The 16,621-nt window shown below is 61.4% G+C and carries 17 protein-coding genes; 10 read left to right on the top strand and 7 right to left on the bottom strand.

What is annotated here, in order from left to right; translation table 11 throughout:
- Positions 1-35 precede the first annotated feature (35 nt).
- The 6 genes from AB4P96_RS04440 to AB4P96_RS04415 all read left to right on the top strand — a co-directional run bounded on the left by AB4P96_RS04440 (position 36) and on the right by AB4P96_RS04415 (position 6,279).
- A complete protein-coding gene (locus AB4P96_RS04440; protein WP_017138011.1) occupies positions 36-554 on the top strand; it encodes an RNA polymerase sigma factor in 519 nt (172 codons plus the stop codon).
- Positions 551-1,513: a FecR domain-containing protein gene (locus AB4P96_RS04435; protein WP_395600537.1), complete on the top strand. Its 963-nt coding sequence runs from the start codon at positions 551-553 to the stop codon at positions 1,511-1,513. Before AB4P96_RS04440 ends, AB4P96_RS04435 begins: the two co-directional genes overlap by 4 nt.
- Positions 1,514-1,719: 206 nt before the next feature.
- On the top strand, positions 1,720-4,149 hold the full coding sequence (locus AB4P96_RS04430; RefSeq protein ID WP_395600536.1) for a TonB-dependent siderophore receptor: 2,430 nt from the start codon (positions 1,720-1,722) through the stop codon (positions 4,147-4,149).
- A 62-nt stretch (positions 4,150-4,211) separates the two neighbouring features.
- Positions 4,212-5,315, top strand: a complete 1,104-nt coding sequence (locus AB4P96_RS04425) for a PepSY domain-containing protein (RefSeq protein ID WP_017138008.1) — start codon at positions 4,212-4,214, stop codon at positions 5,313-5,315.
- Entirely contained in the window at positions 5,312-5,494 is a 183-nt protein-coding gene (locus AB4P96_RS04420) for a hypothetical protein (protein ID WP_017138007.1), read from the top strand. Before AB4P96_RS04425 ends, AB4P96_RS04420 begins: the two co-directional genes overlap by 4 nt.
- Positions 5,495-5,649: 155 nt before the next feature.
- A complete protein-coding gene (locus tag AB4P96_RS04415; protein ID WP_138452291.1) occupies positions 5,650-6,279 on the top strand; it encodes a glutathione S-transferase family protein in 630 nt (209 codons plus the stop codon).
- 237 nt (positions 6,280-6,516) lie between these two features.
- Here AB4P96_RS04415 and creD read toward each other — a convergent pair whose 3' ends face one another.
- The 4 genes from creD to AB4P96_RS04395 are packed head-to-tail and all read right to left on the bottom strand — an operon-like array spanning position 6,517 to position 10,537.
- Positions 6,517-7,869 (bottom strand): cell envelope integrity protein CreD, encoded by a 1,353-nt coding sequence (gene creD, locus AB4P96_RS04410; protein WP_236460403.1) that lies wholly within the window; start codon positions 7,867-7,869, stop codon positions 6,517-6,519.
- A gap of 51 nt (positions 7,870-7,920) precedes the next feature.
- Positions 7,921-9,360 (bottom strand): two-component system sensor histidine kinase CreC, encoded by a 1,440-nt coding sequence (gene creC, locus AB4P96_RS04405; RefSeq protein ID WP_177034678.1) that lies wholly within the window; start codon positions 9,358-9,360, stop codon positions 7,921-7,923.
- The gene (creB, locus tag AB4P96_RS04400) at positions 9,360-10,028 is read right to left on the bottom strand and encodes a two-component system response regulator CreB (protein WP_017138003.1); all 669 of its coding nucleotides are present in this window, start codon (positions 10,026-10,028) and stop codon (positions 9,360-9,362) included. The genes creC and creB overlap by 1 nt, the downstream gene beginning before the upstream one ends.
- Positions 10,029-10,036: 8 nt before the next feature.
- Positions 10,037-10,537, bottom strand: a complete 501-nt coding sequence (locus AB4P96_RS04395) for an ATP-dependent zinc protease (RefSeq protein ID WP_138452293.1) — start codon at positions 10,535-10,537, stop codon at positions 10,037-10,039.
- A 196-nt stretch (positions 10,538-10,733) separates the two neighbouring features.
- Between AB4P96_RS04395 and AB4P96_RS04390 the strand changes: the two genes are divergently transcribed.
- Entirely contained in the window at positions 10,734-11,621 is an 888-nt protein-coding gene (locus tag AB4P96_RS04390) for an acyltransferase (protein WP_017138001.1), read from the top strand.
- On the opposite strand, the gene AB4P96_RS04385 is transcribed toward AB4P96_RS04390, so the two are convergent.
- Entirely contained in the window at positions 11,618-12,190 is a 573-nt protein-coding gene (locus AB4P96_RS04385) for a DUF2780 domain-containing protein (RefSeq protein ID WP_017138000.1), read from the bottom strand. The two genes, AB4P96_RS04390 and AB4P96_RS04385, sit on opposite strands and share 4 nt — an antisense overlap.
- Before the next feature lie 151 nt (positions 12,191-12,341).
- Between AB4P96_RS04385 and AB4P96_RS04380 the strand changes: the two genes are divergently transcribed.
- The 3 genes from AB4P96_RS04380 to AB4P96_RS04370 all read left to right on the top strand — a co-directional run bounded on the left by AB4P96_RS04380 (position 12,342) and on the right by AB4P96_RS04370 (position 14,306).
- Positions 12,342-12,968 (top strand): sigma-70 family RNA polymerase sigma factor, encoded by a 627-nt coding sequence (locus AB4P96_RS04380; protein ID WP_017137999.1) that lies wholly within the window; start codon positions 12,342-12,344, stop codon positions 12,966-12,968.
- Positions 12,965-13,642, top strand: a complete 678-nt coding sequence (locus AB4P96_RS04375; protein WP_017137998.1) for an anti-sigma factor domain-containing protein — start codon at positions 12,965-12,967, stop codon at positions 13,640-13,642. Before AB4P96_RS04380 ends, AB4P96_RS04375 begins: the two co-directional genes overlap by 4 nt.
- Before the next feature lie 403 nt (positions 13,643-14,045).
- On the top strand, positions 14,046-14,306 hold the full coding sequence (locus AB4P96_RS04370) for a hypothetical protein (RefSeq protein ID WP_017137997.1): 261 nt from the start codon (positions 14,046-14,048) through the stop codon (positions 14,304-14,306).
- Between the two features lie 54 nt (positions 14,307-14,360).
- Here AB4P96_RS04370 and fdhA read toward each other — a convergent pair whose 3' ends face one another.
- Together fdhA and purU are read right to left on the bottom strand one after the other, a co-directional pair.
- Positions 14,361-15,560 (bottom strand): formaldehyde dehydrogenase, glutathione-independent, encoded by a 1,200-nt coding sequence (fdhA, locus tag AB4P96_RS04365; protein ID WP_017137993.1) that lies wholly within the window; start codon positions 15,558-15,560, stop codon positions 14,361-14,363.
- Between the two features lie 183 nt (positions 15,561-15,743).
- Positions 15,744-16,601 carry a formyltetrahydrofolate deformylase gene (purU, locus tag AB4P96_RS04360; RefSeq protein ID WP_056857793.1) on the bottom strand — a complete coding sequence of 286 codons (858 nt, stop codon included), beginning with the start codon at positions 16,599-16,601 and terminating at the stop codon, positions 15,744-15,746.
- Between the last annotated feature and the right edge of the window lie 20 nt (positions 16,602-16,621).

The following is a 16,621-nucleotide window of genomic DNA, read 5'->3' as shown; positions in this document are numbered from 1 at the left end:
CGTTAGTTTAAACCCCTTGTTTATTCGGTGATGCCTTGTCGTCGGTCCAAACCCCACACAGTGAGCTTGTTGGCGCGTTGTATCGCGACCATCGTGGCTGGCTGTTGGCGTGGCTGCGACGCAATGTGGCCTGCCCGAGCCGCGCCGAAGACTTGAGCCAGGACACCTTCATACGCCTGCTGGGCCGGGACGAGCTGCGCGAACCGCGCGAGCCACGTGCGTTCCTGGTGGCCATCGCCAAAGGCTTGCTGTTCGACTACTTCCGCCGCGCGGCGCTGGAGCAGGCGTACCTCAGCGAGCTGATGCTGATCCCGGAAAGCGAACACCCCTCGCCCGAAGCACAGCAACTGATCCTCGAAGACCTCAAGGCCATCGACCGCCTGCTCGGCAAACTGTCGAGCAAGGCACGCGCTGCCTTCCTCTATAACCGCCTCGACGGCCTGGGCCACGCCGAAATCGCCCAGCGCCTGGGTGTGTCGGTGCCACGTGTGCGCCAGTACCTGGCCCAAGGCATTCGCCAGTGCTACATCGCACTGTATGGCGAGCCGCTGTGACAGGCTCCAAACCGGTCACCGCCCGCGTGCTGGATGCGGCGATTGCCTGGCAACTCTCGCTGGGCTCAGGCGACGGCAGCCTGGTTGCACAGGAAGAGTTCGCCAAATGGCTGGCCAGTGATGAAGAACACGCACGCGCCTGGCGTCAGCTGGGCATGCTCGACCAGCGCTTCAGCGTAGCTTCTGGCCCGGCGCGCGCGGCGCTGTTGCAGTCACGCCAAGGCATTCGCCAGCGCGTGCGCAAGTTGGGCGGCGGTTTGGCCAGCATCGCGCTGGTGATCGGCCTGGCGCTGTTTGCCGGTGAGCGTTACGTGCCAATCCACTATTGGCTGGCCGACCAGCGCACCGCTACCGGCGAGCAACGCACGCTTAAGCTGGCCGACGGCACGCTGATCAACCTCAACACCCACAGCGCCATTGACGTGCGCTTCGATGAAAAACGCCGGCTGATCGTGTTGCAGGAAGGCGAAATCCTGGTCGAAACCGGCCACAACGATGCCCGACCGTTCTATGTGAAAACCCGTGATGGCAGCCTGCGAGCCCTGGGTACGCGGTTTATCGTCAAGCGCGAAGACGACGCCACGCGCCTGAGCGTGCTGCAGTCTGCCGTGGCCGCCCAGCCTGAGGCGCTGCATCAGGAGCAGATTTTCAAGCAAGGCCAACAAGTGCTGATGCGCAGCGACGGCCTCGGCCCTGCGCGGGTGGTCGAACCCGCCGCAGACGCCTGGACACGCGGCATGCTGGTGGTCGACAACGCGCGCCTGGGCGATGTGGTTGCCGAGCTGAGTCGTTACCGCACCGGCTACCTGGGCGTGGATAAAGCCGTGGCCGACCTGCGCATCACCGGCAGCTTCCCGCTGCACGACACCACCCTGGCGCTGAATGCCCTGCTGCCGACCTTGCCGGTGCAGATCGAGCAGCACACGCCGTGGTGGGTGACCGTGAAGGCTAAGCCTTAGGTTTTTCAGTGCCTGGCCGATCGCCTTCGCAGGCACGCGAGCTCCCACCTTTGGAATTGTGAACACCGTTAAAGGTGGGAGGTGGCTTGCCTGCGATGAGGCCCTCAAAGCCACCTCAGAAAAATATTTTCACCCAGCCCTATCACTTTCTGATTCTCATCCGGCACCTAGGCAATTGAGAAATATTTTCATTCAGGAGCCGCCCCATGTCCCGCACGCTAGACACCTTGTTGCGCCCCAGCCTGTTAGCCATGGCCATTGCCCTCAGCGCCCCGCTGACGAGCACCGCGCTGATCGCCGCCGAACAGGCTAGCAACGTGCGCGCCTACAACCTGCCGGCTGCGCCATTGGCGAGCACCCTGAACCAGATCGCCAGCCAGTCGGGCCTGGCCCTGACGCTGAACCCTTCGCTGGCAGCGGGCAAGACCTCAGCACCGGTCAAAGGCCAATTCGATGCCCAGGCCGCGTTGCGCGAGGCGTTGCGTGGCACCGGGTTGCAATTGGAGCAAAGCAGTGCCGGGACGTTTACGCTGGTGCCTGTCCCGGAAGGTGTCGTGGCGTTGCCAGAGACCAGCATCATTGCCCAGGGCAGCGATGAAAGCGCCTGGGGGCCAGTCGACGGCTACCTGGCCAAGCGCACCGCCGCCGGCACCAAGACCGACACCGCGCTGGTCGAAGCCCCGCGCTCGATCTCCATCGCCACCCGTGAGCAGATGCAGGACCGCAACGTCCAGAACCTGGATGACGCGGTTAAATACATGCCCGGCATCGTGTCCGCCAGCTACGGCAGCGACACCCGCTATGACTGGATGCGCGTGCGCGGCTTCGAACCCACGCAATTCCTCGACGGACTGCCACTGCCACGCGGCGTGTACGCCAACCCCAAAGCCGAAACCTGGAACCTCGACCGCCTCGCCCTGCTGCGTGGCCCGGCCTCGTCGGTCTACGGCCAAACGCCGCCGGGCGGCCTGCTGGACATGGTCAGCCGCCGTCCCAGCGCAGAACAAAGCAGCGCCATCCAGGTGCAATACGGCAGTGACAACTACCGCCAGATCAACTTCGCCAGCACCGGCAAGATCGATGATGAAGGGCAGTTTCTGTATGGCCTCAGTGGCGTGGTGCGCGATGCCGGCACTCAGATCGATCACATCGACAACAAGCGCTACAACATTGCGCCGAGCCTGACCTGGAATATCGACCCGGATACCAAGCTGACTTTCCTGTCGCAGTTCACCCGCGACGATACTGGCGCCACCAGCCAGTTTTTGCCGATTGTTGGCACCAAAATCGACTCTCCACTGGGCAAAGTCTCCCACCACAAAAACCTGGGCGACCCGGATTACGAGTACTACGACCGCACCTACTACGCGTTGGGCTATGCCTTCGAGCATCGTTTCAACGATACCTGGCAGTTCAAGCAGAATCTGCGCTACACCAAGTCGGAGTTGTCATTCCAGCAATTGACAGTCGGCGCCTATGCCTACTATCCGGTTGACGCTGCCGGCAATATCGACCGCACCTCCACCAACGTTGACGAGAACATTGGCCAATTCGCGGTCGACAACAACTTCCAGGCCGACTTCGCTACCGGTGACGTCACCCACACCTTGCTGCTGGGCCTGGACCACCAGAGCACCGATACCTCATACCTGTCGATCTACGATAGCGCGGGGCGCGTGAACATCTTCAACCCTGTCAACACCACGCCGGTCGTGCGTCCGGCCCGCTCCACCGCGTACTACGACTACAACCAGAAAACCGTGCAGACCGGCCTCTATGCACAAGACCAGATGGCTTTGGACAAATGGCGCCTGACCGTGGGCGGGCGTGAGGACTGGGTGCATCAAGGCACAACCTACTTCAATAAGAACGATGTGACCAATACCGACCGTAGCAAGAACTTCAGTGGCAATGCAGCACTGAGCTATGTGTTCGACTCAGGCTTTGTGCCCTACCTGTCCTACGCCGAGTCATTCCAACCAGCCAGCAACGCCAGCGTCGACCCACTCCAGTCGTACAAGCCCACCGAAGGCAAGCAATGGGAACTGGGTATCAAATACCAACCGCCCGGCTCCAACACCTTGCTGAGTGCGGCAGTGTATGACCTGACCCAGAAAAACGTGCTCGTCACCAGCACCGGCGCAGGCGGCCAGTCGGTCACCGACCAGACCGGCGAAGTCAAAGTCAAAGGCCTGGAGCTGGAAGCGGTGTCTGACGTGACCGAAAACCTTAAGGTGATCGCCGCGTACACCCTGGCCAAATCCGAAGTGCAAAAAGGCAACTTCGAAGGCAACCGCCTGCAGTTGATGCCCAACCAGCAAGCCTCGCTGTGGACTGACTACACCTGGCACAACGGCGTGCTCGATGGTTTTGGCATTGGCTTTGGCGCCCGCTACACCGGCAACACCTACGGTGACCAAGGCAACACGTGGCTGGGCAAGGCCAACGCCTACACCGTGTTCGACGGCGCTGTGCATTACGACCTTGGCCGGCTTGATAACAGCCTCAAAGGCGCCTCGGTGAAACTCAACGCCACCAACCTGTTCAACAAGGACTACATCTCCACGTGTGACGGGTCCTACTGCTACTTCGGCGACCAACGTAGCGTCGTCGCCAGCGCCACCTATCAGTGGTAATCGGCTGAGTTAACAACCGGGCCGCCCCTGTGGGCGGCTTCGGTGTGTCTGAAGGCTAGAAAATGAAAAGCAAAACCATCCGCCGCTGGTCCTTCATCCACACCTGGACCAGCCTGATCTGCACGGTATTTCTGCTGCTGCTCGCCCTCACCGGCCTGCCGTTGGTGTTTCACCACGAGATCGACCACCTGCTGGGCAACGAGCCGGAACTGGCACAGATGCCCGCCGACACGCCGCAGCTGAACCTTGAGCAGTTGGTGGCCAAAGCCCAGGCCCATCGCCCCGGCGAGGCCATGCAGTACCTGGCGTGGGACGAAGACGACAAAAACGGTGTGATCGCGATCATGGCTGCCACGGCCGGCACCGAGCCCAACTCGTCCCACACCTTCATGCTGGATGCGCGCACCGGTGAGGCCGTGGAAACCCCGGCGGCCAATGGCGGGTTGACCCTGTTCCTGCTGCGCTTGCACGTGGATATGTTCGCCGGGCTGCCAGGCAAGTTGCTGCTGGCGTTCATGGGCATTCTGTTTGTGGTGGCAATTGTCTCGGGTACGGTGCTGTACCTGCCGTTTATGCGCCGATTGAAGTTCGCCACCGTGCGTAAAGACAAATCCACCCGTCTGCGCTGGCTCGACCTGCACAACCTGATCGGCGTGGTCACGCTGACCTGGGCGCTGGTGGTGGGTGTCACCGGCGTGATCAGCGCCTGCGCCGATTTGATCATCGCCGCCTGGCGCCAGGACAGCCTCAGCGCCATGATCGAGCCGTACAAAAACGCGCCGCCGCTGACCCAACGCGCACCGGCCACCGAACTGCTGAGCATCGCCGCCAAGGCCGCGCCCGGCATGGAGCCGGACTTTATCGCCTTCCCCGGTACGCGCTTTTCCAGCGAACACCACTACGCGGTGTTCATGAAGGGCAGCACGCATCTGACCTCACACCTGCTCACGCCGGTGCTGATCGACGCCAGCACCCTGGCCGTCACCGCCATCGCCGAACGGCCGTGGTACATGGACGCCATGGGCATGTCCCAGCCGCTGCACTTTGGCGACTATGGCGGCCTGCCGATGAAGATCCTCTGGGCGGTGCTGGATGTACTGACCATCATCGTGTTGGGCAGCGGTGTTTACCTGTGGATTGTGCGGCGCAAGGCGGCCAAGTCATGAAGCCGCGCCAATCGAGTTTCTGGAAGGTGTTTGGCATTCCGCTGGGGATTGGCCTGCTCAGCGCTGCCGGGTTGTTTGCGGCGCTGTTGGGTGACGGGCTGTGGGATTCGTTGAGTTGGGTGGGGTTGGGTGTTCCTGCTGCCATTGGGGCTTGGGCCTTGCTCAAGCGGCGTGGCTGAAGGCCTCATCGCAGGCAAGCCAGCTCCCACAGGTTGATGTGTGTACGTAGTCAAGTGTGGGAGCTGGCTTGTCGAGTCGTCGCACCGCTGCGATAGGGCCTTCAAAAACAACCACAATCCTACTAGGCTAGCCCTGCCATTTCCGAGGAATGCCCATGTCCGCGCCCAGCATGACCTTGTTTCACAACCCCGCTTCACCCTTTGTTCGCAAAGTCCGCGTGCTGCTGATCGAGACCGGCCAGCAGCACCGCGTGGCCTTGCATGGCTGCATGCCGACGCCGGTCAACCCCGACGCACAGGTGGTGCAGGACAACCCCGTGGGCAAGATCCCGGCCCTGCGCCTGGCCGATGGTTCGGTGCTGCACGACAGCCGGGTGATCCTCGATTACTTCGACCACCAGCACGTCGGCAACCCGCTGATCCCGCGTGACGGCTCGGCCCGCTGGCGCCGCCTCACCCTCGCCTCGATGGCCGACGGCATCATGGATGCCGCCGTGCTGGTGCGTTACGAGACCGCCATGCGCCCGGCAGAAAAACACTGGGACCAATGGCTGGAGGAGCAGCGCAACAAGATCCACCGCACCCTCGCCGAGCTGGAAAGCGATGCGATTGCCGAACTGGCCAGCCACTTCGACATCGCCGCCATCAGCGTGGCCTGCGCCCTGGGTTACCTGGACTTTCGCCACCCCGACCTGCAATGGCGCGCCAGCAACCCCAAGCTTGCCGACTGGTATGCCGAGGTCAGCCAACGGCCTTCGATGCTGGAGACTCAGCCACCGCTCTAACGGGATGAAACACGATCCCTTGTGGCGAGCGGGCTTGCCCCGCGTTGGGCCGCGAAGCGGCCCCAGTCAAGCAAAACGCGGTGTACCAGAAACGCCCCTGTGGCAGGTTTTGGGGCTGCTGCGCAGCCCAACGCGGGGCAAGCCCGCTCGCCACACAAAGCCCATTTGCCGCATAAAATAACGCATTGATTTTTCCGACCAATTGCGCGCGCACCTGCTGATCTTCACGCAACCCAATCATTGCGCCACCTCCCCACCTTTGCGCTTGCCCACGCCATACCAATCCAGTTTGCGCGTCAGCACCATCACCGTACCCAGCAGCCCGAACAGCAGCAGCGAGCCCATCAGCAGCGCGTAATCTTCAGCGCTCAGCAGCCCGTACAACAAGCCATACAACGCCGCCAACCCCGCCGAAAAGCCCAGGCCATGCACAACACTGCGCAGCACATGGCACACGTAAAAACCGATCAACAATACACAGGCACTCGCCGAGATCAGGTAGGCCAACGCAAAACCCAAGTGTTCGGACAACGACAACAGCAGCAGGTAAAAGAACGCCAACGCGAAGCCCACCAACGCGTACTGAATCGGGTGTACCGCGAGGTTCTTCAGTACTTCGAAGAGGAAGAAACCGGCAAACGTCAGGGCGATAAACAGCAGCGCGTATTTGATCGCGCGGTCGCTCTTGAGGTACTGGTCCACCGGGTCGATGAAGTTCACGCCAAAGCTGCGGTTGGTGAAGTCTTCACAGCCCTGGCGGTCCAGGCAGGTTTGCAGGGCTTGTTCGAGGTTGGTGGAGAAAAACGAAGTCTGCCAATTGGCGCTGAAGCCCTTGTCAGTGACCTCTCGCTGCGCCGGCAGGAAGTTGCCGATAAAACTGGGGTGCGGCCAGTTGGACGCGAGTGACACCTGGCTGGTCTTGCCCACCGGCACCACTTGCAACTGTTCGGTGCCCTGCAGGCGCAGGTCAAAAGCGAAGTCCACCACGCTCGGTTGTTTGCTGTCCTGCGCGGGCAGCGTCACATGCACGCCCTCGCCCAACCAGTCCACTTGCGAGCCTGGCGAGAACGCCAGGCGCTGGCTGCCCAGCTCAAGCTTCAGGGCGTTTTCGATGCCACGAATATCGCTGATACCCACCGCCAGAAACGCAGGCTCGAAACGGTAATCGGCAAAGTTTTCTGTAATGCCCAACTGCGCTGGCAACTCGAAACGCCCACTGATGCGGTTGTCTGCATGGAACAGTCGCGCCTGGTAGATGCCACGCGATCGCAGTTCGGTTTGCACCTTGCCGTCGAGTTCAAAGCGGTCCGGCAAAAAATATAGACGGCCGCGCTCTTCACGGGTTTCCTCGTAGCGTTTGTTGAGCTTTTCATTGAGTTTCCACTCGCGCACGGTCTTGCGATACGGCACCACCATGACCGGGCCGGTAATGCGCTGGCTGTAGCTGGAGCTGCGGGCGATGTCCATCAATACGCCGTCGCGCAGTTGCTGGCGGTCGCTGATGATGCCGTTGATCATCAGCAGCGGAATCAGCAACAGCAGCATCAGCAGCGCAATGGCGCCAAGTTTGAACAGCAGGCTTCGGTTCATGGGGCTCTCCCTGTTTGGATGGGCAGAGCGTGAACCGCGCCTGTGGGAGATTTATGTGGGCACTGTGGAGACTGTGTGGAGATGCAGCACCACCTGCACGCCGCCTTGCACATTGCCGATCTGCAACGCGCCGCCGTGCAGCTTCATCACTTCCTCGACAAAGTTGAGGCCCAGGCCCGTGCTTTTGCGCCCACTGACCGGGCGCGGCAATGAGTAGAAACGCTCGCTCAGGCGCGGCAAGGCATAGTCGGGAATCGGCGCGGCCTGATTGAACAGGCTGACCTGCACGTCGTTATGGTGCGTCTGTGCGCTGAAGCGCAAGGTGCCGCCCGGCGGTGTGAAGTCCAAGGCGTTATCCAGCAGGTTGCCCAGCGCCTGGCGCAGCAGGAAAGGTTCACCGAAGACCTTCACATCGGGCGCTATCGTCTGTTCAACGTGCAGGTCAGCGCCTTCGATTCGCGCACATTGAGCCTTGATTACTTCCTCGACCAGGGCCGCCAACGGCATGCGGGTCTGTTCTTCCAAACCCTGGCGCTGCTCCACCTGGGCAAGATTGAGCAACCGCTCGATCAACTGCTGCAAGCGCGCGCTTTCGCTGTCGATATTGCCGATAAAACGCTGCTGCTGCTCACGGCTCATATCGCCCTGCAACAACTCCGCCGCGCCGCGAATGGCGGCCAAGGGGCTTTTCAATTCGTGGGTCAGGGTGTGCACATAATGTTCGACGTAGGCCTTGCCCTCCAGCTGCGTGCGCATGTGCTCCACAGCGGTGGACAATTGCTTGAGTTCGCCGCCCCGGTAATGCGGCAACTCGGCCCGGCGCCCTTCGCTCACCGCCTGTGCATACGCCGTAAGCCGATGCAGCGCCACGCTCAGCCACCACGACAGCAATGCGCCCAGCAGCAGGCCCAACACCACCAACCCGGCGCCGTACCACAGCAAGCGGTTCTCGGTGCGATCCACATAGGGCTGTAACGAGCTATTGGGTTTGGCCACCGTGACCACACCGATGATCTGGCCGTTGTCGCGGATCGGCGCGCCCACGTGCATCACCGACGAAGTGGGATCGTCCAGCTCGCTGCGGGTGGAACGGGCGCCGTACTCACCCCGCAAGGTGAGGTACACGTCGTTCCACCGTGAATAGTCCTGCCCCACCGCTTCGCCCGTGGAATCGAGCAGCACGATGCCGTTGGCGTCGGTCACGTAGATGCGGTGGTTAACCTGGTTTTTCGGCAGGCCCCAGATGGTCGCGCCGGGCTGGCGATTGCCGTAGGCCTTGAGCAACTCAGGCCAGTGGCTTTGGCCGAGGGTATGATTTTTTACGTCATCGCGCAGGATCTCAGCCAGCAGGTTCGCCGTGTCCACCAAAGTTTCTTCGGTGGACTGGCGCACGCCGGGGCGGATTTCCTTCATCACCGTGTTGAGCACAAAGTAACCGGTGAGGCCGATAAACAGCGCATACACCAGGAAGATCCGCAGCCCCAGGCGCATCAGCTGTGGCTCGGGCTGTAGCTGTAGCCGAGGCCACGATGGGTCTGGATCGGCTCGGCATCCGCCGCAATGCCCCGCAGTTTGCTGCGCAGGCTTTTGATATGGCTGTCGATATTGCGCTCGTAGCCGGCATCGGCCGGCACGCCCACCGCGTCGAGCAATTGCTCGCGGCTGAACACCCGCTCGGGCTGCTCCAGCAAGCTTTGCAGCAGGCGGAATTCATGCCGCGTAAGGCTCAAAGCCTGGCCGCGATAACTGATCTGCATGCGCTCCAGGTCGACCTGAAACACGGCCGGCGCGGCACCTGGGCTGACGCGTTTGAGAATCGCCCGAACCCGCGCCGCCACTTCCCGTGGGCTGAACGGCTTGACCACATAATCGTCGGCGCCGATCTCCAGGCCCACCACCCGGTCAATCTCGCCGTCGCGCGCACTGAGGAACATCACCGGCACTTCACTGAAGCGGCGAAGTTGCTTGCACGTCTCAAAGCCGGTGATGTCCGGCAGGCCGATGTCGAGGATGATCAGGTCGGCAGGCGTCTGGCGTTGATGCGCCAGCGCCTCCTGGCCAAGGCTCAGCCAGGTAGTGGTGAACCCCTCGCCTTGCAGGGCAAAGATCAGCGTGTCGGCTATCGCCGCTTCGTCTTCGACAATCAGGATGTGCGGCATAGGCTCGATCAGCAGTCCGGTTTGTCGGCAGTGTAACGACGGGCCGGGTTAACCGCCGCGCCGAACTCACGCAGGGCCTTGGCGCCGATCAGCAACGGGTAGTTGAAACTGCTGCGGTCAGTGAGGTTGACCTCGACGGTGCGCTTGACGTTGCCCAGGCACATTTCCAGGTCGATCACCGGGCGCTTGGCCACGGTGGCTTCGTCCTTGTCCTCGTCTTCATCGGCGCGGCTTTTGATTTTGCTGATGCGCGAGACTTTGTGTTCGTAGACCTTGTCGCTGGCGTCCTTGCCGCCGAGGCGGAAGCGCACCCAGTCGTCGCCATCGCGCTGGAAGGTTTCGATATCGCGGGCCGACAGCGAAGCGGTCAGCGCGCCGGTGTCCATCTTGGCCTTGAAGGTTTGGCCGATCTCCGGCAGTTGGATGTATTCGTAGCGACCGTAGAGGGTCGGTTCGGCGGCCATGACAGGCACGGCAGCCAGGGCGAGTAAGGCAAGGAGCAGTTTCACGAAGTGATTTCCTTGGAAAGAAGTAGGCGGATTCTAGACCGCAAAAGCGTTGTTTAGTTAGATCGTTCCCACGCTCTGCGTGGCAATGCAGCTCTGGACGCTCCGCGTCAGCTCACATTCGTGCAGCAATTTGCGATTTGGCCTCTAGACTCAGCTTGCTTATCATGACCCGCCCACCCGATTCCAAGAGTTACTTATGCGCCGCCTGCTCACCGGCTGTTTTGTCACACTGCTGTTATTGCTCAACACCCTGGTGCTGTTCGGCCCGTTGATGGTGTTTGCCCTGCTCAAGCTGGTAGCGCCCGGCCGCTTTCGCGACTACGCCTCTTGGGCCGTGATGTGGATCGCCGAGACCTGGGCCGAGATCGACAAACTGATTTTCGCGCTGTGCATCCCCACCCAATGGGACATTCGTGGCGGCGACGAACTGCGCGGCGATACGTCTTACCTGGTGATCAGCAATCACCAATCCTGGGTCGATATTCCCGCACTGATCCAGGCACTCAACCGGCGTACGCCGTTCTTCAAATTCTTCCTGAAAAAAGAGCTGATCTGGGTGCCCTTCCTGGGCCTGGCCTGGTGGGCGCTGGATTACCCGTTCATGAAGCGCTACACCAAGGCCTTTCTGGCCAAACACCCGGAACTGGCGGGCCAGGATTTGAAGATCACCAAGCAGGCGTGCGAGCTGTTCAAGCGCCAACCGGTGACGGTGGTCAATTATCTGGAGGGCACACGGTTCAGCGAGGCCAAGCGCAAGCAGCAGGATTCGCCATTTGCCCGCTTACTCAAGCCCAAAGCGGGTGGCGTGGCGTTTGTGCTGGCGGCCATGGGTGAGCAATTGGACGCGGTCCTCGACGTGACGGTGGTCTACCCGCAGCAGAAGATCCCGGGGTTCTGGGACTTGATCTGCGGCACAGTGCCCAAGGTGATCATTGATATCCGCACCCGTGAGCTGGACCCGGCGTTGTGGCAAGGGGATTACGAGAATGACCCGGCGTTTCGCCAGACCGTCCAGAACTGGGTGAACCAGCTCTGGATGGAGAAGGATGCGCGCATCGCACAACTGCGCGCAGAGTCGCTTTAGCTGCCAGTACCCCAGGCCGAGGCCAGCTTGCCCAGCACCGATTCGCTGGCGCCCTGGCCGCCCAGGTACTTGAGGATCACCGGGGCAAATTGGCTGACCATGCCGCTGTCCATGCCCAACGCGCTGAAGGCGGTGTTCAGGTCGTTGGTGCTCTTCACGTTACCCAACAACCCGTCCAGGCCGCTGGTCTTGCTGCCGCCGCTCTGGCCGAGCATCCCGCTCAACGCGCCGAGGCTGCCCAGGGAGTTGCTGCCCGAGAGTTGATCCAGGCCCGGCACACTCTTGCCCAGTTGCGAGTAGTCGGTACCGCTCAGTTTGTTCTTGGCCAGGCCCAGCATGGCGCCGGTACCGCCCACGGCTTGTTCGGGGGTGATGTTCAGTTGCGAGGTCAAGGCGCTCAGCAGGCCGGCGGTCTCAGAGCTAGGCGCCGCAGCCGCCGCCTTGTTGTTGCTGCCCTGGGCACCGGAGACGGCATTGGCCACGTCACCGAGGCTGAAACCTGCGGCAAACACCGGGCTGGCGGCCACGGTCAACAGGCAGGACAGGGCAAAACCGCGTGAAATCTTCATCAAGACAACCTCTGAATGTAGGAGCTAAAAGCAGGCGTTTGACTGACAGTCCCGAAGGAATGTTCCCACCTGCAGATTAGTTCAGAAAAATCTGCATCCAAATGTTCCCCGCGCGCGTATATCCCACAAGCGCCGCCCGGAGTCGGATGGAATGAATGCTCAAGCTGGACTACCCTCTGCCTACCGTGCGCAGTCCCGTCGCCCTCGAACGAGAGCCTGGAGAAGCCCTATTTCCATTCATGATGCTGACCCGTTGCAGCCCTTGCTGGCCCAATGTGCCCTGGGCAACCGACAGGCGTTCGAGACCCTTTACCGCAGTGTTTCGCCACGGCTGCACGGTGTCGCGTTTCGTTTCATGGGGCGCGCAGACCTGGCCGAAGAAGTGCTGCAGGAGGCCTTTGTGCGTATCTGGTACAACGCTTCGCGCTACGAGGCCCATTTGGCCGCGCCGATGACCTGGATGGTCAACATCACCCGCAACCTGGCCATCGACCAATTGCGCAAACACCGCGAACAGCCATTAGCTGAGGGCCAGCAAGACGCCATGCTCGACGACAGCCCCAGCGCCTACGAACAGCTCGACAGTGAGCGCGAAGCCCGCGCCCTCAACCGCTGCCTCGACACCCTCGACGGCATGCAACGCCAATCGATTACCGTGGCTTACTTCCAGGGCCTGTCGTGCTCGGAACTGGCCGACCACTTGGCGGCGCCCCTGGGCTCGGTCAAATCCTGGATTCGCCGCGGCATGGAGCGCCTGCGCAGGTGCCTTGAATCATGAACTACCAAACCACCACCCTGCGCCGCGCCCTCGCTGCCGATTACGCCATCGGGCTGATGCCCGCCACTGCCCGTCGGCGCTTTGAAAACCTGCTGCTGGACGATGCCGCGCTGCGCGTCGAACTCGGCCATTGGCAGGATGCCCTCGCCAGCCTGACTGGCGCCGTGCCCGAGCGGCCGGTGCCGGATCATGTGTGGGCAGGCATCAAGGCACGCATTGAGCCGCAAGTGCTGCACGTGCCGGCGAAGAAACCATTCTGGATGAGTTTCCGACTGCTGGCCGCTGCCTGTGCGGTAGTTGTCGCAGTGCTGGTGGGCGTGCTGTATCAGCGTGATATCGGCGCCGAATACAACGCCACGTTGGTGGCTGCCAACCAGCAACCGGCGTTGCAGGTCCAGGCGTTTGGCGATCACCTGCAAGTCGAGCCACTCACATTGGCCGCCGTAGAGCCGACGCGTGCCCTGGAACTGTGGGTCATTGCGGCCGGTGGCAAACCCGTCTCCCTGGGCCTGGTGCCGAGCTCGGGTAAAGGCCGAATCCAGCTGAGCAAGGAACAGCAGGCGCTGTTGACTGCACCCGCGACCCTCGCCGTCAGCCTGGAGCCACAAGGCGGCTCACCCACCGGACAACCCACCGGCCCCGTGCTGTACCAAGGTGCCCTGGCCACTCGCTGACACAACTCAATCAATGTGGGAGCTGGCTTGCCTGCGATGGCGGTGGCTCAGCCAAGGATAAGTTGACTGGCCCGCCGCTATCGCAGGCAAGCCAGCTCCCACATTTGAGCTTCATTGGCCGAGCGACTTGCTCCCGGCGGAGGATGGCGCTTATAGTTCGGCGGTCGTCCATATGGCGACACGGGTTTGGCGACTCGATTGAAATAATGCATGCAAAAGCACCTGCTCCTTTGCTGGTGCTTTTGCACGCGTAAGGCTGCTTTATGGCGGCTGTGCGCGGGAGACCTTCGGGTCTGCCGGCCTTTGCTTTATTTCACCGGTTCGCCAACCTGCGTACAGCTGCCACCCATTCGTTTGGCGACGTGTGAGTGGTAGCCTCACTCTCTGAAATAAAGGTTAAAACATGAACCGATACATGCCGCTCACCGGCCACGACGCCACCACGCCCTCCCTGCTCATCGACACCCAAGTGCCGCTCGACGTGCTCCACGACGCCGCCGTCTACCGCATCCGCGCCGTCACCCAAGTCATGGAAAACCTGGCGTTTCGCGAAGGCCTGAACACCGACAACCTCGTCCTCCAGGACTTCGCCCTGCTCTGCGCCATTCCATTGCGCGATGGCTGTGATTTGCTGGATGTCATCAGCCGACGCCTACAGGCCTAAACACCAGATACAAAAAGGGCGACCCACAGGTCGCCCTTTTATTTGCCCCAAGCCTTACGCCGCGCTAAACATCTTATGCGGATCAATCACAAACTTCTTCGGCACGCCCGCATCAAATTCGCCGTACCCACGCGGCGCGTCATCCAGGCTGATCACCTGTACACCGACGATCTCAGCAATGTTGATGCGATCCCACATGATCGCCTGCATCAGTGCGCGGTTGTACTTCATCACCGGCGTTTGCCCGGTGTGGAAGCTGTGGGATTTGGCCCAGCCCAGCCCAAAGCGAATGCTCAGGCTGCCCATTTTCGCGGCAGCATCAACAGCACCTGGGTCTTCGGTAACGTACAGCCCAGGGATACCGATTTTGCCCGCCACACGCACCACGCCCATCAGCGAGTTGAGCACGGTGGCCGGTGCTTCGGCCTTGGCGCCTTCATGGCCGTGGCCACGGGCTTCGAAGCCTACGGCGTCTACCGCGCAGTCCACTTCCGGCTCGCCCAGCAAGGCGGCGATTTGTTCGTGCAGTGGGGTGTCTTTGGACAGGTCGGCAATTTCAAAACCCTGGGCCTTGGCGTGGGCCAGGCGGATCGGGTTGACGTCTCCGATGATCACTACCGCTGCGCCGAGCAGGCGGGCGGAGGCGGCAGCGGCCAGGCCAACAGGGCCGGCGCCTGCGATGTAGACGGTGCTGCCTGGGCCAACGCCGGCAGTGACGGCGCCGTGGTAGCCGGTCGGCAGGATGTCGGAGAGGCAGGTCAGGTCACGGATTTTCTCCATGGCCTTGTCGCGGTCCGGCAGTTTCAGCAGGTTGAAGTCGGCATACGGCACCAGCACGTATTCGGCCTGGCCGCCGGTCCAGTCGCCCATGTCGACGTAGCCGTAAGCGCCACCGGCACGGGCCGGGTTGACGGTGAGGCACACGCCGGTGTGTTGTTCTTTGCACGAGCGGCAGCGGCCGCACGCCACGTTGAATGGCACCGACACCAGGTCACCGATCTTCAGGTTCTCGACGTCGCTGCCCTTCTCGATCACTTCGCCGGTGATTTCATGCCCCAGTACCAGGCCGGTCTGGGCAGTGGTGCGGCCGCGCACCATGTGTTGGTCGGAGCCGCAGATGTTGGTGGAGACCACGCGCAGGATGACGCCGTGCTCAATCTTCCTGCCACGGGGGTCCTGCATTTTGGGATAGTCGATTTTCTGTACTTCGACCTTGCCGTTGCCGAGATACACGACACCACGATTACCAGACATGCTTTCACCTCGCTGTTGTTTTTATGGAACCGCGTCGCCCAGGCAGGCGGCGCGTTTAAGTGCTCGGGTACAGATGCTGTTTCCTTGTGTTGGTGCTGATGGCCTCATCGCAGGCAAGCCAGCTCCCACATTCAAAAGTATTCACACATCAAATGTGGGAGCGGGCTTGCCCGCGATAGCAATCTAAAGAACGACAGTTCGATTGGCGTTCAAAAACACCCGCCGCTCAATGTGATACCCCACTGCACGCGCCAACGTCAGCCCTTCAATATCACGCCCCTTGGCAATCAAGTCCTCGGGATAGTGGCTGTGATCCACCACCTCCACGCCCTGGGCGATGATCGGGCCTTCATCCAAATCGTTGTTGATGTAATGCGCCGTGGCGCCCACCAGTTTCACGCCCTTGTTGTAGGCCTGGTGATACGGCTTGGCGCCTTTGAAACCGGGCAGCAACGAGTGGTGAATGTTGATGGCCTTGCCATCGAGCTTGCGGCACAGCTCCGGCGACAGCACTTGCATATAGCGCGCAAGAATCACCAGTTCGGCGCCGGTCTCTTCAATCACTTGCCACACCTGACGCTCCTGGGACGGTTTGTCGTTGGGGTCGAGGGGGAAATGGTAGTAGGGAATCTGGTGCCAGTCGGCCAAAGGTTTTAAATCAGGGTGGTTGGACACCACCGCGACCACGTCCATCGACAGTTGGCCGATGCGTTGGCGGTAGAGCAAATCGTTCAGGCAGTGATCGGCCTTGGACACCATGATCACTACTTTTGGCCGATAGTTCGGCGCCGTCAGCTCGAAGATCATGCCAAAGGCTTCACCGCGCGTGGCCAAGCCATCGCGGAAGGCTTGCTCGTCAAAACCCTCAGGTTGACGAAATTCCACGCGGATAAAAAACCGGCCCGAGAGACGGTCATCGAACGAATGGTGCTCGGTGACGTAGCAGCCCTGCTCAAACAGGTAGCGGGTGACCGCGTCCACCGTGCCGAGCACGCTTGGGCAGTCGGCGGTCAAAATCCATGTGTCGGGTGCGCGGCTCATTGTGCGTGACTCCTTGATCG

Origin of the sequence: Pseudomonas sp. B19125 (genome assembly GCF_044218855.1) — a bacterium.
In the GTDB taxonomy this organism is placed as follows: Bacteria; Pseudomonadota; Gammaproteobacteria; order Pseudomonadales; family Pseudomonadaceae; genus Aquipseudomonas; species Aquipseudomonas edaphica.
Note: the sequence above shows the minus strand (reverse complement) of the source record. Positions and strands in the feature narration are given on the sequence as shown.

What these genes read in the sequence shown, in the direction of transcription:
- AB4P96_RS04430 (WP_395600536.1), top strand. Translation starts at nt 1,720, where the DNA reads ATGTCCCGCACGCTAGACACCTTGTTGCGCCCCAGCCTGTTAGCCATG.
- AB4P96_RS04425 (WP_017138008.1), top strand. Translation starts at nt 4,212, where the DNA reads ATGAAAAGCAAAACCATCCGCCGCTGGTCCTTCATCCACACCTGGACC.
- AB4P96_RS04420 (WP_017138007.1), top strand. Translation starts at nt 5,312, where the DNA reads ATGAAGCCGCGCCAATCGAGTTTCTGGAAGGTGTTTGGCATTCCGCTG.
- AB4P96_RS04415 (WP_138452291.1), top strand. Translation starts at nt 5,650, where the DNA reads ATGTCCGCGCCCAGCATGACCTTGTTTCACAACCCCGCTTCACCCTTT.
- creD (WP_236460403.1), bottom strand. Translation starts at nt 7,869, where the DNA reads ATGAACCGAAGCCTGCTGTTCAAACTTGGCGCCATTGCGCTGCTGATG.
- creC (WP_177034678.1), bottom strand. Translation starts at nt 9,360, where the DNA reads ATGCGCCTGGGGCTGCGGATCTTCCTGGTGTATGCGCTGTTTATCGGC.
- creB (WP_017138003.1), bottom strand. Translation starts at nt 10,028, where the DNA reads ATGCCGCACATCCTGATTGTCGAAGACGAAGCGGCGATAGCCGACACG.
- AB4P96_RS04390 (WP_017138001.1), top strand. Translation starts at nt 10,734, where the DNA reads ATGCGCCGCCTGCTCACCGGCTGTTTTGTCACACTGCTGTTATTGCTC.
- AB4P96_RS04385 (WP_017138000.1), bottom strand. Translation starts at nt 12,190, where the DNA reads ATGAAGATTTCACGCGGTTTTGCCCTGTCCTGCCTGTTGACCGTGGCC.
- AB4P96_RS04380 (WP_017137999.1), top strand. Translation starts at nt 12,342, where the DNA reads ATGAATGCTCAAGCTGGACTACCCTCTGCCTACCGTGCGCAGTCCCGT.
- AB4P96_RS04375 (WP_017137998.1), top strand. Translation starts at nt 12,965, where the DNA reads ATGAACTACCAAACCACCACCCTGCGCCGCGCCCTCGCTGCCGATTAC.
- AB4P96_RS04370 (WP_017137997.1), top strand. Translation starts at nt 14,046, where the DNA reads ATGAACCGATACATGCCGCTCACCGGCCACGACGCCACCACGCCCTCC.
- fdhA (WP_017137993.1), bottom strand. Translation starts at nt 15,560, where the DNA reads ATGTCTGGTAATCGTGGTGTCGTGTATCTCGGCAACGGCAAGGTCGAA.
- purU (WP_056857793.1), bottom strand. Translation starts at nt 16,601, where the DNA reads ATGAGCCGCGCACCCGACACATGGATTTTGACCGCCGACTGCCCAAGC.